General features: G+C 45.9%; 17 protein-coding genes. 10 read left to right on the top strand and 7 right to left on the bottom strand.

Features of this window, described 5'->3' with window-relative positions:
* Positions 1-125: 125 nt before the first annotated feature.
* The 4 genes from GSQ66_RS00935 (at position 126) to GSQ66_RS18850 (ending at position 3,965) form a co-directional block, all read left to right on the top strand.
* Positions 126-554 (top strand): SRPBCC family protein, encoded by a 429-nt coding sequence (locus GSQ66_RS00935; RefSeq protein ID WP_162425730.1) that lies wholly within the window; start codon positions 126-128, stop codon positions 552-554.
* Positions 555-608: 54 nt separating this feature from the next.
* Positions 609-2,252 carry a M28 family peptidase gene (locus GSQ66_RS00930; protein ID WP_162425729.1) on the top strand — a complete coding sequence of 548 codons (1,644 nt, stop codon included), beginning with the start codon at positions 609-611 and terminating at the stop codon, positions 2,250-2,252.
* Between the two features lie 1,292 nt (positions 2,253-3,544).
* A complete protein-coding gene (locus GSQ66_RS19105) occupies positions 3,545-3,787 on the top strand; it encodes an alpha-amylase family glycosyl hydrolase (protein WP_317164210.1) in 243 nt (80 codons plus the stop codon).
* Complete coding sequence (locus GSQ66_RS18850) at positions 3,687-3,965, top strand: hypothetical protein (protein ID WP_317164247.1); 279 nt, start codon at positions 3,687-3,689, stop codon at positions 3,963-3,965. Before GSQ66_RS19105 ends, GSQ66_RS18850 begins: the two co-directional genes overlap by 101 nt.
* Here GSQ66_RS18850 and GSQ66_RS00915 read toward each other — a convergent pair.
* On the bottom strand, positions 3,946-4,119 hold the full coding sequence (locus GSQ66_RS00915; RefSeq protein ID WP_162425727.1) for a hypothetical protein: 174 nt from the start codon (positions 4,117-4,119) through the stop codon (positions 3,946-3,948). The genes GSQ66_RS18850 and GSQ66_RS00915 overlap by 20 nt on opposite strands.
* 330 nt (positions 4,120-4,449) lie before the next feature.
* Between GSQ66_RS00915 and GSQ66_RS00910 the strand changes: the two genes are divergently transcribed.
* From GSQ66_RS00910 to GSQ66_RS00900, 3 genes are read left to right on the top strand one after another with little or no spacing between them, the layout of a single operon-like run.
* Positions 4,450-5,625 (top strand): PAS domain-containing protein, encoded by a 1,176-nt coding sequence (locus GSQ66_RS00910; protein WP_162425726.1) that lies wholly within the window; start codon positions 4,450-4,452, stop codon positions 5,623-5,625.
* Between the two features lie 26 nt (positions 5,626-5,651).
* Positions 5,652-6,656: a sensor histidine kinase gene (locus tag GSQ66_RS00905; protein WP_394351446.1), complete on the top strand. Its 1,005-nt coding sequence runs from the start codon at positions 5,652-5,654 to the stop codon at positions 6,654-6,656.
* Positions 6,631-7,017, top strand: a complete 387-nt coding sequence (locus tag GSQ66_RS00900) for a response regulator (RefSeq protein ID WP_162425724.1) — start codon at positions 6,631-6,633, stop codon at positions 7,015-7,017. Before GSQ66_RS00905 ends, GSQ66_RS00900 begins: the two co-directional genes overlap by 26 nt.
* On the opposite strand, the gene GSQ66_RS00895 is transcribed toward GSQ66_RS00900, so the two are convergent.
* Together GSQ66_RS00895 and GSQ66_RS00890 are read right to left on the bottom strand one after the other, a co-directional pair.
* Positions 7,014-7,445 (bottom strand): hypothetical protein, encoded by a 432-nt coding sequence (locus GSQ66_RS00895; RefSeq protein WP_162425723.1) that lies wholly within the window; start codon positions 7,443-7,445, stop codon positions 7,014-7,016. The two genes, GSQ66_RS00900 and GSQ66_RS00895, sit on opposite strands and share 4 nt — an antisense overlap.
* Positions 7,446-7,874: 429 nt before the next feature.
* A complete protein-coding gene (locus GSQ66_RS00890; RefSeq protein ID WP_238395769.1) occupies positions 7,875-8,156 on the bottom strand; it encodes a hypothetical protein in 282 nt (93 codons plus the stop codon).
* 173 nt (positions 8,157-8,329) lie between these two features.
* On the opposite strand from GSQ66_RS00890, the gene GSQ66_RS00885 reads away from it, so the two are divergent.
* On the top strand, positions 8,330-8,698 hold the full coding sequence (locus tag GSQ66_RS00885) for a thioredoxin family protein (RefSeq protein ID WP_238395768.1): 369 nt from the start codon (positions 8,330-8,332) through the stop codon (positions 8,696-8,698).
* Between the two features lie 35 nt (positions 8,699-8,733).
* On the opposite strand, the gene GSQ66_RS00880 is transcribed toward GSQ66_RS00885, so the two are convergent.
* The 3 genes from GSQ66_RS00880 to GSQ66_RS00870 all read right to left on the bottom strand — a co-directional run bounded on the left by GSQ66_RS00880 (position 8,734) and on the right by GSQ66_RS00870 (position 11,271).
* Positions 8,734-9,597 carry a pirin family protein gene (locus GSQ66_RS00880; protein WP_162425722.1) on the bottom strand — a complete coding sequence of 288 codons (864 nt, stop codon included), beginning with the start codon at positions 9,595-9,597 and terminating at the stop codon, positions 8,734-8,736.
* Positions 9,598-9,684: 87 nt separating this feature from the next.
* Positions 9,685-10,497 carry a hypothetical protein gene (locus GSQ66_RS00875; protein WP_162425721.1) on the bottom strand — a complete coding sequence of 271 codons (813 nt, stop codon included), beginning with the start codon at positions 10,495-10,497 and terminating at the stop codon, positions 9,685-9,687.
* 111 nt (positions 10,498-10,608) lie between these two features.
* Positions 10,609-11,271 carry a hypothetical protein gene (locus tag GSQ66_RS00870; protein WP_162425720.1) on the bottom strand — a complete coding sequence of 221 codons (663 nt, stop codon included), beginning with the start codon at positions 11,269-11,271 and terminating at the stop codon, positions 10,609-10,611.
* A gap of 413 nt (positions 11,272-11,684) precedes the next feature.
* Between GSQ66_RS00870 and GSQ66_RS00865 the strand changes: the two genes are divergently transcribed.
* Together GSQ66_RS00865 and GSQ66_RS00860 are read left to right on the top strand one after the other, a co-directional pair.
* A complete protein-coding gene (locus GSQ66_RS00865; RefSeq protein WP_162425719.1) occupies positions 11,685-12,689 on the top strand; it encodes an NAD(P)/FAD-dependent oxidoreductase in 1,005 nt (334 codons plus the stop codon).
* 3 nt (positions 12,690-12,692) lie between these two features.
* Positions 12,693-13,016 (top strand): 2Fe-2S iron-sulfur cluster-binding protein, encoded by a 324-nt coding sequence (locus GSQ66_RS00860; RefSeq protein WP_202923382.1) that lies wholly within the window; start codon positions 12,693-12,695, stop codon positions 13,014-13,016.
* Between the two features lie 71 nt (positions 13,017-13,087).
* Here GSQ66_RS00860 and GSQ66_RS00855 read toward each other — a convergent pair whose 3' ends face one another.
* Entirely contained in the window at positions 13,088-13,465 is a 378-nt protein-coding gene (locus tag GSQ66_RS00855) for a hypothetical protein (RefSeq protein ID WP_162425718.1), read from the bottom strand.
* Positions 13,466-13,472: the final 7 nt, after the last annotated feature.

The raw sequence follows: 13,472 nt of genomic DNA, 5'->3' as shown, positions 1-13,472 counted from the left end.
ACTATAGCCGGAAGTTTTTTAAGTGCGTTCAGCTGTTTTTGCGGTTGCTGCCTTAGGGGCTATAGTTGATCACGCTATAGTTCAGTTCAGGGCGGTACTATAGTGCAATCAAATTCAAGAAAGAGATGCTAGCTACATTTATAGTTAAGGACCAGGTAACGATACAGGCATCCGCAGAAAAGGTATGGGAAGTGTTGACAAACCCTGCCTACATGCGCCAATGGGAAGAGATGCCCGAAAATTTTGGGGATGATCACCTGCAGCAGGGGAGCATTATCCATTACGAAGGATTCTCAACGCTTACAGTTACAACCTTTGAAGTAAACAGGCAGTTGAATTTAGACGTCTATCTTCCGAACATCGACCTGGACCCGGGTGCCTATACCATCGCCTATCATTTTATCTTAATCCCTGACAACGGCCAAACCACGCTGGATTTTGAAATAGGAGACTTTGCCTCAGTACCCAATGCACAGCAATATTATGACATGTCTGTTCAGTTTGCCGAAACATCGCTGCAAAAGATAAAGACACTTGCAGAACAACCCTCCTGACGTTTACATATCGATTTTTTTAATATCCACTTATCATTAATACCTTAGCTAACTATGCGCAACTACAAACTATACGCCCTGGTAAGCTGTCTGCTGGCAGCCGGAACTGCTTTTTCGCAAACTATAAAAGTTGACAGGAAAGTGGCAAATGCCATGCAGAAAGTGGAACCCGCTGTTATAAAAGCACACATTGATTACCTGGCCGATGACAAATTGCTTGGCCGCAAACCGGGTACGCCGGGTTACCAGATGGCCGTCGATTATGTGATCGATCAGTTTAAGAAAACAGGCGTAGCACCAGCCGGCGAGAACAACACGTACCTGCAGACAGTGCGCCTCCGCCAGGCTAAAACCGGCGCAGATGCAACTATAACCGCCATTAACAGCAAAGGCGAACAGCAGGTATTGGCAATGGGCAACGATGCCGTGATCTACCCGAACCCGGTACAGCAAAGTGTAACGATAGAAGCACCGCTGGTTTTTGCAGGCTACGGTATTTCTGCGCCGGATATGGGGTATGACGATTATGCCGGAATTGATGCAAAGGGTAAGATCGTAGTGGTTTTCAGGGGGGCACCTGAGCAATTCCCGAATACGATTGCAAACTATAGCATGGACCTGCAGAACACCCTGAAAAATGCAGCAGCCCATGGCGCAGTTGGCGTTATAGTTACCGCCCCAAACGATAAGGCCAGAGTGCCAAACCTGCAGAACGGTGTGTATAGTGTAATGACCGCTGAGGGTAAAGTTGGTGCTTCGCGCTCTTATGCATCTGATGATATTAAACTGTTAGCCAACCTGAACTATAATACCCTGGAGAAGTTCTTTAAAGACAGTAACCTGGACCTGGGCAAAGCGCAGGCCAGTATAAAAGCGGGTAAGATGGCCTCTGCCGCGTTACAGGCAAGCCTTAAAGCAAACTATACTTCTGCTTACCAGGATATTGAGAGCTATAATGTGGTTGGTAAAATAACCGGATCCGATCCTAAACTGAAAAACGAATACATGGTACATAGTGCGCACCTGGACCATGTTGGCGTTGGTAAACCTATCAATGGAGATTCTATTTACAACGGTGCCCACGACAATGCATCCGGTGTTGCCGGTTTACTGGAGATTGCCCGCATCTATAACAATATCAAATCAAAACCGAAGCGTTCGGTGCTGTTGGTTATGGTTACCGCCGAAGAGATGGGACTATTAGGTTCTGCCTATTTCGCTAATCACCCTACCGTACCAACACAAAGCATGGTCGCCAACGTGAATACGGATATGCCTGCTATTATTGCGCCTTTGCTGTCGGTGGTGGCATTGGGCGCCCAGCACTCGTCGCTGGCAAACCAGGTAGCGCAGGCCAGTAAGTACATGGGCTTAACTGTGGAAGAAGACCCCGAGCCTGACCAGAACCGCTTTATCCGCAGCGACCAGTATAGTTTTGTGATGCAGGGCGTGCCGGCATTACACATTAAGTATGGCAACAAAACCACCGACGGTAAAAACAACCTGGATGAAACCGTAAAGAAATGGCGTGAGACATACTATCATAAACCACAGGATGGCCCGGATGGTATTTTCGATTATGAGGCCGGCAAAAAGTACTCCCAGCTTAATTTCCTGATCGGTTACTTAATTGCCAACCAACCTGAAAGACCAACCTGGAACAAAGATGATTTTTTTGGCACACGAGCAGTGCAGTAAACTATAGTTTATAGTTAGTAAAGCAGCCGGTTCTAACATGATCCGGCTGCTTTTGCTTTACCCATTCCAGGCCCTAAAAACATAAAGGAGTTTTGAGATTTGCTATAGTTGGCGGCTATAGGGTTATAGTTAGCGTGGATCCCCTTAGCGCTATGCTCGCTACTTTCGAGATCGCTTCTCCACCGCTGGCGCGGGTTTGCAACCCGTGTCTAACTATCGTGTTGAGTTTGTAACTCAACTGGCCCGGCAGGGACAGGGATTGTCTGAACCGGGATTAAGTGAGAATTAAGTGATTTCTGGGATAAAGGGAATTGCTATGGTTTAGCTATAGTTCTATAGTTGTGGTTTTACCCCATCCCAGCCTTCCCCTAAAAACAGGGGAAGGAGCTTTTGGCCTTTGCTATAGTTTAGGTTACTGTTTTATGGTTGCTGTTTTAACCCACCCCTGCCCCTCCCAAGAGGGGAATTTCGGCTGTTGCTATAGTTGGTGGCTATAGTTTTATAGTTTCCGTTTGTCATCCCCCTGCCCCCTTCGAAGGGGGACTTCCTGCTACTGCTTGCCCAACTGTCATTTCGACCTACGGGAGAAATCTGAAGTTGCTATAGTTTAGCTATAGTTCTATAGTTGCAGCCTGTTGATCGGACAGGTCGCGACCTGTCCCTACGGAATTACATTGCTGATAATTCTCGAAGCTTATAGGTTCAAACTATAGTTTAGCGGTTGCTATGCGAAAGATTACAGTTTTTCTGTGAGGCGCCTTGTAGATTTCCGGTGCCGCAGGCATTTCGAGGTACGAGAAAAGGAAATGTACACCGCGCTGAACAGGAAAACGGGGCCGCTCGGCCCGAGAGCACCAAAGCAAACTATAGAACTATAGGTAAGTAAAGCTCCCAGGATTGGGAGTAACTATAAAAGAAAAGGCTTGGTTCGGGTTAGAAGTAAACCAAACTATAGAACCCAGATTTCTCACTATGCTCGAAATGACAAAAGCAGAACTATAGGACGATAAGATCCCTCACAGTTGCACTGGCTCTTTTCGACTCCCGTCTCAGGAATGCTCGGAATGACGGGTAAAACGCTCTTTCATATTTCCATCCTGCAACCATTCTACAATCAGAACTATAAAATAACCTAAAGTACGGGTACGGCAGCTGGCAAAAAAGAATACCGTTAGTGGCAAAGTGGAATCATTTACCAGGTTTATCCCCGGTCTTTTTCAGGATAGTGACGGCGATGAAATTGGCGACTGGAAGGGCATAAAAAACAACTTGATTACCTGCAGTGGCTGGGTGTGGACGCGCTCTGGATCTCCCCTGTTTACCCTTCGTATATGGCTGACTTTGGGTATGACATTTCCGACTATACCGGCATTCAGCCTCTGCCTGGAACGATGGCTGACTTCGATGACCTCACTACCGGAACTTTACAGACAGCTGATATGGCTTCGCAGGGAGGAGCGAGCGTTAGGTATCGGGGATTACATTCCGGTTCAGACCAAAGGCGATTTGCTGGCTTACCGCCGGGAACACAATAACACAAGTCTGCTAATTGTACTTAATCTTGGTGACGAGGACACTAGCTTTACACAAGCACCTGCTTGCATGAAGGGAAGGATTATACCGGATACAAATCTGAAGCGAAAAGGCGAACTGGTACACGGCAGGCAGCCTGTAAAAGCAAACGAAGGATTGGTTATAAAGCTGCAACTATAGCGTAAAGGCCGGCTATCGGGGCAGTAGTGGCCAGGTTTTTATGCTGGTAAAATCGCTTGGCAGGGTAGGCAAAGCGGATATTGTTTGTAGCTATAATGACATGCAGTATCTCCCCCGGATCAGGTGTGCGCTTTCCTGGCGGCCAATGCTGCACAGCTATCGCGTAGTCACTTCCGAAAACTATAACCCTAACGCAATACAGACTGCAAATACCCGGTTTTTTCTCGAACAGCACCCTTATTTAAGTTATAATTCAGACCAACACTAAAAATCTAATAAGAGCATCAAATACACATCTAAAATATTAAATAACAACTATATTGTCAAAATTAAGTAAAAATCCAACTTCTTTAAATTATACAAATTAACACCATAAACAGAAATACAAATTTATGCTAGGTTATAAACTCACTACCCTCTATACTTGTAGCTATTTTACCTGATACACAACAGGTATAAGCCAACTTTTAGCCGGGTTTTTTAAATGAATAGCACGCTTACTTCGGAGTTCTATAGTACTATTATACAGCACAGCCACGACATGATCACAATTATAGATCCTTCCGGGAACTATAAGTATGTGAGCAATTCAGTTGAACTTCACTTTGGCTTTAAACCCTCGGAGCTTGTTGGCAATAATGCACTGCATCACATCCACTCAGACGACCTTCCTTATATCTTTGAGCTGCTGGAAAGTATAAAGATTCAAAAGCAGATAAAAGTTAAGCCATTTCGGTACCTGCACCAGAATGGCAGCTGGCGCTGGCTAGGCATGGTACTGACCAACATGCTGGACAACCCTATTATTCAGGGATATGTAACCAACTCGCGCGATATAACCGAGGAAATAGAGCTGGCGCGAATGCGCGAAAAGAGCGAGGCCTACTATAAAGCCCTGTTCTTCAATCATCCGGATCTTGTTTTTACGATGAACGAGAACGGCCTGATAAATGAAAGCAACGACAGCGTGTCGCGTGTTTCAGGTTACTTACTTGAGGAAGTCGTAGGCAAACACTTTACCCATTATATTGCCACTTCTCACCTGCAGGAAGCCATGCAGGCTTTCCGGAAAGTTATAAGCGGTGGCGCGCATACCTTCGAGACAAGAATCGTCAACAAAAAGCAGGAATTACTGGACCTTAGCGTAACACTTGTACCCGTGTGGCTTGGTAACAGAATAACAGCGGTGCATTGTATTGCAAAAGACATTACGCAGATAAAGCTATCCGAACGATTACTGACGGAACAGGCCGCCCAGCTTAGCAACATACTTGGCAGCATAACCGAAGCCTTTTTTGCCCTGAATAAGGAATGGTGCTTTACTTACGCCAACCGAACCTTTGCCAATTACTTTAAAGTGCCTGCCGGAAACATTATCAACTGCAACATCTGGCAGAACTCGCCGGAACTGGTACATACGCTTTTTTACCATAAATGCCTGCAGGTTATGGTAACCGGAGAAGCCATTGAGTTTGAAGAATATATTGAAACAATACAGGCAACCACAAGCTATAAGATTTACCCTTTTGAGGATGGCATTGCGGTATGCTTTACGGATATAACTGCTAAAAACACAGCACAGAACGAGCTAAAAAAACTGTCGCTGGTGGCAAGCAAAACAACCAACGGCGTTATTATTACGGATAAAAAGGAAAAGTAGAATGGGTAAATGATTCGTTTACAAAGCTGACCGGCTTTACCCAGGAAGAAATGCTGCATCAGGACCTTATAACTAAGTTACAGGGCCAGGAAACCAGTAAAGAAGATATCACTAACCTGAAACGGCTGCTTTGCCTCGCTATTCCTTTTTCGGAGGAGCTGCTTACCTACAAAAAGGATGGCGGCAAGGTCTGGATCGCTGCCGACATTACCCCGATCCTGAACGAGGAGGATAAAGTTGAAAAGTTTATCGTGATCTATACCGATATATCGGAACGTAAATTTGCGAAAGAGCAGCTTTTGCAAATGAATGAGAACCTTGTTATGCAGAACAATGATCTGCAGCAATTTACATACATTGTATCGCATAACCTGCGGGCTCCTGTTGCCAACATGTTAGGCCTGACCCGCATAATACCTAAACTGGACGTAAACACGCCAAACTATACCACTGCCCTCCAAAGCCTGGATAAATCTGTTTTGCGCCTCGATAACGTGATCTGTGACCTGAGCAAGATCTTGTCTATCAAAAACCCTGAAAACGGCGAGGCTGCCGAAACGATAGACCTGAAAAGTATAAGCGAAGAAGTACTAAACAGCATGCAGGAAACGCTTTTCAGCCTGCAGGCAACTATAGAACTGCACATATCGGATGGCCTTCTGCTAACCGCCAAAAGAGCTTACCTGCATAGTGTGCTGCATAACCTGGTAACAAATGCTATCAAGTACCGGTCCGCCGACAGAACACTTCATCTGAAGCTGATGACAGAGCATACACCTCAGGGAATATCGCTACTGGTGCAGGACAACGGGCTGGGCATGGACATGGAGGCTGTACGTCCTCATATTTTTAAACTTTATAAACGTTTTCATGTACATACTGAAGGGACCGGCCTCGGTTTATATCTCGTAAAATCTCAGGTAGAAGCCATGGGCGGTACCATTGATGTAGATAGCACGAAAGGACTCGGCACTACATTCCGGGTATTCTTCAGAGCGCAGCAGCATGATCGAAAGGGCGTATATAATTGACGATGACGAGATCAGTATTTTTCTGACATCAACACTACTGGAAACAGCAGCTTTTGCCCGCAAAGTGGAATGCTACCTGTTTGCTCAGCCGGCCCTGGAAAAGTTGCAGCACATTCCGGAAAACAAGCTCCCTGAAGTTATTTTTCTTGACCTGAACATGCCCGGACTTACCGGCTGGGATTTCCTGGATGCCCTGACCAAACAGGAAGACCGGTACCTTGGCAAAAGCAACATTTACATACTTACATCTTCTATAGATGTGCAGGAAAAAGAGCTGGCCAGGAGCTACAAACTTGTCAGCGGATTTCTGAGAAAACCACTTGACGAAGCCGAAATTCACCGGATAAAAGCAGGAGTTTAACCCGCCATCAGCTGCCGGCAATGGGTTAAGGAATGATGATCTCTGACAAAACAACTTTCCGGAATGGCCTCAACGTGCTGCACCAGCAAGCGCATAAAACCCTGAATGGGAACTAAGGCTATAGTTGCGCGCAACACACGCTCCAGCTTTTTAAACTTACCATACAGCTTTTGGGGATTAGCTTTATAAAAGAAAAAGTAATGCTCTGCATCTATAGTTTCGTAGCCGCAGAATTCAAGTGCACAAGCCGGTATCGTTTCCAGTTTATCAAGTTCTTCTATGTAGTAAGTTATTTTCTTTGTGACAGGAACCGGCACTTCTTCGGCCAGCAAGGGCAGCACCTGGTTTCTGCAAAAATCCTTTGGAGTATAAAGCGCAGGCAGAGCGGCTGTTAACTCAGCGTAATACGATTTGAGTAGATCTTTCAAGATGTTTTAAGTAGAGGGTTTGGCTAAAAAATATCACTTCCGGATATCTTACCCAAAACTGACCGCCGTGCTGTAAAGTTCACAATGCCAAGTTTTAGTTAGGATCACCCAACTATATCTGCTATACTTTTATAACTATAGTTCTATTTTGTACATCAACTATCAAACTATAGCTGAACACTACAGTTTATAGTTAGCCTGTCTGAAACAATGCGGTTAGCTTATAGTTGGGGCGGTTTAAAACAGTTGGCATCGGTGGATTGAGGGAGGGGGCGGAAATAGCAACGATATGGATTTACTACAATCAGAAAAAATTAAAGCCATTAAGAAAATGGCTTTAAAATAAGTAAACCTTATTGAAATATCTTTTGATCTGATCTTTATGAAATAGAACAGTGTGCGCTATAGTGAATAGCGCAACTATAGTTCTTACTTCAGTTCTTTAAGCAGTTTTCTTGACTTTACACGAACCGACAGCCAGCCATAATTATTGCGCAGACGCTCAAAGTTATTGCCTTCCACGATACCTTTCAGGCCGGTTTCTGAGAGCGCAGTTGCCAGTTCTTCGTCTTTTACCAGGAAATTATCCTGCACCAATCCGTACCGGATAAATGAACAGTTAAGTCCCTCCCCGTTTTCTTTCAGCACCAATGTCTGGCTGTTTTCCAGACCCTTTTTTAATCTCTCTAGCTCTTCCATTGCGATTATCATAACTATCTACTATACAAGCGCGCTTCTGACTAAGTTCAATCTTTTTATAAAATTAATGCTAAAATTTACAACTCTACCATTCTTGTTACTGTAATTGGTAAACACACTTATATAATGGTTAAATGATATAAAATGCAGAGGTAATAAAAAGATGTGTGCGTACCAGTTTAACCATGGTTGCCAATTTACGTTACTGCAGTATGCACCAAACAGGCAGAATGACCACTATTTACTATGCAACCGATGCCGATCTGAGGCAACTTGTTTTTCAGCAGGAGCGTGTGATCGTAAAATTTACAGACCAGAATTGTCGGATATGTAAGGCTCTTGAACCCTCCTTTGAGGCGCTTGCCAGACATGCTAAATACGCAGATGTGCTATTTCTTAAAATGGATGCGAAGGAGAACCCGGTTTCGCGGAAGGAAGTGCAGTTCAGCAGTACTCCATTTATAGCCACCTACAGAAAAGGCGTGCTTAAGGACTGCGGCCTGGTGAACAGCGAAGAAGAAATTACAAGTATGCTGGATAAGTTGCTGGTGTAGCCTATCGTTTTGATTTTTCTATAGTTGCGCAGCGCTTAGTCTTCTATCAGGATACCCATTTTGCCTAGCTGGTAATCACGCATCGCTTGCATTACTTCTATCTGGGTGTTCATCACAAAAGGTCCGTACATCGATACTTCTTCATCTATCGGCTCTCCGGCTAGCAGTAATATGCGGGTATCTTCCTTAGCAGTTATAGTACAGCCTTCCCCATCCGGGTTCAGTTCTGCCGCGTAATGGCCTTCTATCAAACCATACCCCTGCAACGTTACTTTTCCATCCAGCAGGTATAACACGGCATTGTAATTTTCAGGAATAGGAATGGTGCATGTTGCGCCTGCTTTTAAAGTGATGCGCAGAATCTGCAATGGTGTTAGCGTCCGGATCGGGCCTTTTACATCCTCAAATCTCCCGGTAACAACCTGTACTTCGTAGCCGTCTCCGGTTACGACAGGGGTATCATTGACGTGTAGAGGCTGGTAGTTTGGCTGGCTCATTTTATATTTGCGCGGCAGGTTTACCCAGACCTGGATTATTTCCTGCACTCCTCCTCTTTCCTGTATGTCGTGTGGCGGGCGTTCGCTGTGCATTATTCCCATACCGGCGTCCATCCATTGGGTGCCGCCTTCATAAACTATGCTGTTGTTGCGCCTGGAGTCGCGGTGGTGCACGCCTCCTTTGTAAATAAACGTAACCGGCGAAAAGCCACGGTGCGGATGCGGACCAATACCAGCCTTACGCGGATCAATATCAGGCGAAATAGCAGTAACATGATGATGCAGCATCAGGAACGGATCGATCTGGTCTACCTGCTCTGTTGGGAAAGGCTGGCGCACGGGAGTTCCGTTCATATCTACTTCTTCGGCATACAGCAGGCGTGCTACAGTTCGGTTCTTCATGGGTAACTATAGTTTATTCTTATACAAGGTACGGGTTTGGCAGCAAAGTTATCCGGATCAAAGTGATACCTGAAGTTTGCGCCAGGTTTAAATAAAAAGGCCAGCCTTGCAGCTGACCTTTCTGTACAATTTATCAGGAGTTCCACCTGTTGTTGGGATCATAATCATCATAGCCCCACGGTCTGGGTTGCGGTAGTAGTTATTATCTCTGTCCTTGTGCCTGATGTCGCTGAAGCTGGTATACAAACTACGCTGGTTATCAGGACTGTAACGGCCAACATTCGTGGTTCTTTCAAAATCGGTTATCCTCATTCTGGATTCCAATCCTTTATCACCATAATTTTCTCTGTAACTTTCACTGGTATAGTCTGAATTCTCCCGGTCAAAATGTTGCGACCTTGCACCACGGCCACCACCATAACCTGACATCGATACATAATCCTCAACGTTGCCCTCTCCGCCGCTCATAGAGCCATAGCGCGATGAACCGCCAAAATCGCCATGTGCGCTATAGTTCGACCCTCCAAAAGCAGAGCCACTATAGCCGCTTGTTCTGCCGGAGCCATAGCCCTGGTCGTGCAGCCTTTCGCGGTCGCGGCGCATACGCTGTGCTATATCTTCGCCGGTGTCAGTAAAACGGCCTTCATTTCCGAAACCTGCTATACCATATCCTTGCCTGATAGTACTTAAGTTATCATCTTCTCCGTGCGTATTGCTGTAATAATTATCGTTCATTTCATGATTACGGCGTCGGTATTCTTCGTTCCGGTCACGGTCAGTGCGGAAGCGGTTTTCATAGTCACGGCCAAAATCGCCGTCACGTGAAGAGCGATCCCAGTCTTTGCGGTTCCCGGTGCCAAGGCCACCGTGGTAATATTTATCTCTATCGTATCTTTCCATAGCTTTATAAGTTTTTGTTCTACATTTTATTCAGGAGCCAAACTATAGTTTACGCTCTGAAACTACAGAACCCACACAGGTAGTGCGGGTTCTGTAGTTTGCTGCTGTGTTTCAGCTGTTATATATATAATCGTTGTTGTACCAGTCTCTGGAGTCATTGTTGTTTCTGTTGCCGTAAACGCTTCGTTCACGATCCAGGTCGCGTTCATCATACCTGGTAGAGCCATAACCCTGCGGCATTCCCTCAAAAGACCTGTCATATCCCTGGTTTCGGTCAAAAGAATCGTTGCCATAGTTCCGCGATCCGTATTCGTTATTTCTGTCGTGTCCGCGGCCGCCTGTGCTGTAATGGCCTCTGCTGCTGTAGTCGGGTTCGCGGCTGCCGGCATAGCTGCCATAGTTGCGACTGTTGTAGTCTATATAATTTTCGCTGCCGCCATACCTGTTCTGGTTGCCATAAGCTGAGTGGCCATAGCCTGAGCCACCTCCATAGGTGCTGCCACCTTCGCCATAACGAGTGCCGCCACTCATATCGCCGTTCGCATGGGCGCCATATGTACCGGTACGACTATAGCTGCTTCTTTCGCGGTCTCTGTCGGCATCATGGTAATAATCGTTGCCTCGCATGCTACGCGCCGCACCCATTTCACGTCCACCATCTCTGCCCACCGACCTGTTCTGGTTATCGTAGTCGCTGGTATAGCCACCATCAGAACTTGTACCATAAAACCCGCCATAAGACACATCGCGATCATATTCATGTTGTCTTCTCATAGTTTATTGGATTAAACGTAAAACATTCCTTTATAAACGAAGCCCCCCGCCTGCGGTTCTGCTTTATACTTTTAATTAACAGCCTTTTACTAGGGTTAGGGAGCCATGCAGGCAGCTAAACTATAGGAACTATGGCTAACATGAAGTACGCTAAATGGAACAACTCCTATAGCTGATGGACAGTTAGCTGGCTCCGAAAACAACCTATAGCCAACGACTTTTACAAGCTATAGTTCAGGAACAAAACCCATCCTGAAACCTGTTATAATTTGATTGAGAGACCCCATCTGAAAGTGCTTAAACAATAGGCGTACGACAGGGTTAATTAATCGATAAAAGGTTATGTAAGTTGGTTTGCTGCCCTTACTTTTACACCATCAGCGGATGCTGATACGAGAACATAAATTTTACACATGTTAACGACAGATATATGTATAGTTGGCGCAGGCCCGGTGGGTTTGTTTGCCGTTTTTGAAGCAGGATTGCTTAAAATGCGCTGCCATGTTATCGATGCGCTGCCTATAGTTGGCGGACAGTTATCAGAAATTTACCCTAAAAAACCGATCTACGATATACCTGGCTTCCCGGAAGTTTTAGCCGGCGACCTGGTAAAGAATTTAGAGAAACAGATCGAGCCCTTCCACCCTACTTTTACACTTGGCGAACGCGTGGAGCACCTGCACAAACAGGACGACGGCAGTTTTATAGTGGAGACATCGGAAGGCACTAAAGTAGACTGTAAAGTGGTAGTTATTGCAGGCGGACTGGGTTCTTTTGAGCCTCGCAAACCTGCTATCGAAAACCTGGAAACCTTTGAGGGCAAAGGCGTGAACTATATGGTGCGCGACCCGGAAACGTTCCGAAGCAAAAAAGTGGTTATTGCCGGCGGCGGCGACTCTGCCCTGGACTGGGCCATTTTCTTGGCTGGCGTTGCCGAAGACCTGACGCTGGTGCACCGTGGCACGTCTTTCAGAGGAGCGCCCGAATCGGCACAGAAGGTGCTGAGCATGGCCGAAGAAGGTCACATTAAGCTGCTGCTAAAATCGAACGTAACAAATGTGCACGGCAACGGAAAACTGAATGCTGTAACAGTGCTCGTAGATAATGCAACACCCTATAATATCGAAACAGATTACTTTATCCCGCTTTTTGGACTGGTGCCTAAACTCGGCCCTATTGATGCCTGGGGACTGGAGCTCGACAAGAGTGCGATAGTTGTGAATACAGTGGATTATTCTACCAACATTCCGGGCGTGTACGCTATTGGCGATATTAATACCTATCCGGGAAAATTAAAACTGATACTTTGCGGTTTTCATGAGGCGGCTTTAATGGCTCAGAGTGCTTACAACATTGTATACCCGGATAAAAAGTTCGTACTTAAATACACCACTGTAAACGGCATACAGGAACTATAGCAAATGGAAGAACTGATTAAGATTATAGTTGAAACGGAAACCGGCGAACGCGTAGAACTGGAAGCGCCCACAGATATGGGCCTTTCGGTGATGGAAGTAATGAAAGCCAATGAACTGAATGTACCTGCCATTTGTGGCGGTATGGCTATTTGCGCCACCTGCCATGTAGAGGTGTTGGAAAGCGGCGAACTACCCGAGATGAATGACGACGAAGCCTACATGCTGGAAACGCTGCCGCATGCTACTGCAACCAGCCGTTTGTCGTGCCAATTGCGTGTATCTCCTGAAATGGACGGACTGGTAGTACGACTAAAGCCCGAAGCATAAGAAGCTCAAATGACTAACTATAAAAAGGTGCTCTGTTAAAAGGGGCACCTTTTATTTTACATACCCGCGTTTCAGGAGAGCTTCTCAACTATAGCCAACCCTTTACGGCCGGCCCAAAGCCATAACAGTATAAGTATTACTTCTCCGACTGCATCCATCAGGTAAATATCCCGGATCACATCGGTCAGGGCATAATATACATCAATACCTGTAAGCCCGGCGGCCCCTGCTATACCTAGTCCCTTTATCTCGTTAGTTACACGTTTACCAAAACCGGCAGCAAGTAGCACACCGCCAACTATAGTTATAAGCGTAGCCACCGTATAAAGCAGCCAGATATCCTCTTTAGGACCTGTAACTATAAGGAAGCTCTTTAAATGCAGGAAGGGCCATGCCCCGGTTACAAACCAGTAGAGCCCTTGCAATTTGGCAACCGTGTATGCCCTCATGGCCTAA

The sequence above is a fragment of the Pontibacter pudoricolor genome (genome assembly GCF_010092985.1).
GTDB classification, from domain to species: domain Bacteria; phylum Bacteroidota; class Bacteroidia; order Cytophagales; family Hymenobacteraceae; genus Pontibacter; species Pontibacter pudoricolor.
The sequence above is the reverse complement of the archived record's forward strand: the minus strand, read 5'-3'. Positions and strand labels throughout refer to the sequence as shown.

Bases quoted from the DNA above. Each gene is read 5' to 3' on its own strand.
- GSQ66_RS00935 (WP_162425730.1), top strand. From the start codon at position 126: ATGCTAGCTACATTTATAGTTAAGGACCAGGTAACGATACAGGCATCC.
- GSQ66_RS00930 (WP_162425729.1), top strand. From the start codon at position 609: ATGCGCAACTACAAACTATACGCCCTGGTAAGCTGTCTGCTGGCAGCC.
- GSQ66_RS00910 (WP_162425726.1), top strand. From the start codon at position 4,450: ATGAATAGCACGCTTACTTCGGAGTTCTATAGTACTATTATACAGCAC.
- GSQ66_RS00900 (WP_162425724.1), top strand. From the start codon at position 6,631: ATGATCGAAAGGGCGTATATAATTGACGATGACGAGATCAGTATTTTT.
- GSQ66_RS00890 (WP_238395769.1), bottom strand. From the start codon at position 8,156: ATGATAATCGCAATGGAAGAGCTAGAGAGATTAAAAAAGGGTCTGGAA.
- GSQ66_RS00885 (WP_238395768.1), top strand. From the start codon at position 8,330: ATGGTTGCCAATTTACGTTACTGCAGTATGCACCAAACAGGCAGAATG.
- GSQ66_RS00880 (WP_162425722.1), bottom strand. From the start codon at position 9,597: ATGAAGAACCGAACTGTAGCACGCCTGCTGTATGCCGAAGAAGTAGAT.
- GSQ66_RS00875 (WP_162425721.1), bottom strand. From the start codon at position 10,497: ATGGAAAGATACGATAGAGATAAATATTACCACGGTGGCCTTGGCACC.
- GSQ66_RS00870 (WP_162425720.1), bottom strand. From the start codon at position 11,271: ATGAGAAGACAACATGAATATGATCGCGATGTGTCTTATGGCGGGTTT.
- GSQ66_RS00865 (WP_162425719.1), top strand. From the start codon at position 11,685: ATGTTAACGACAGATATATGTATAGTTGGCGCAGGCCCGGTGGGTTTG.
- GSQ66_RS00860 (WP_202923382.1), top strand. From the start codon at position 12,693: ATGGAAGAACTGATTAAGATTATAGTTGAAACGGAAACCGGCGAACGC.
- GSQ66_RS00855 (WP_162425718.1), bottom strand. From the start codon at position 13,465: ATGAGGGCATACACGGTTGCCAAATTGCAAGGGCTCTACTGGTTTGTA.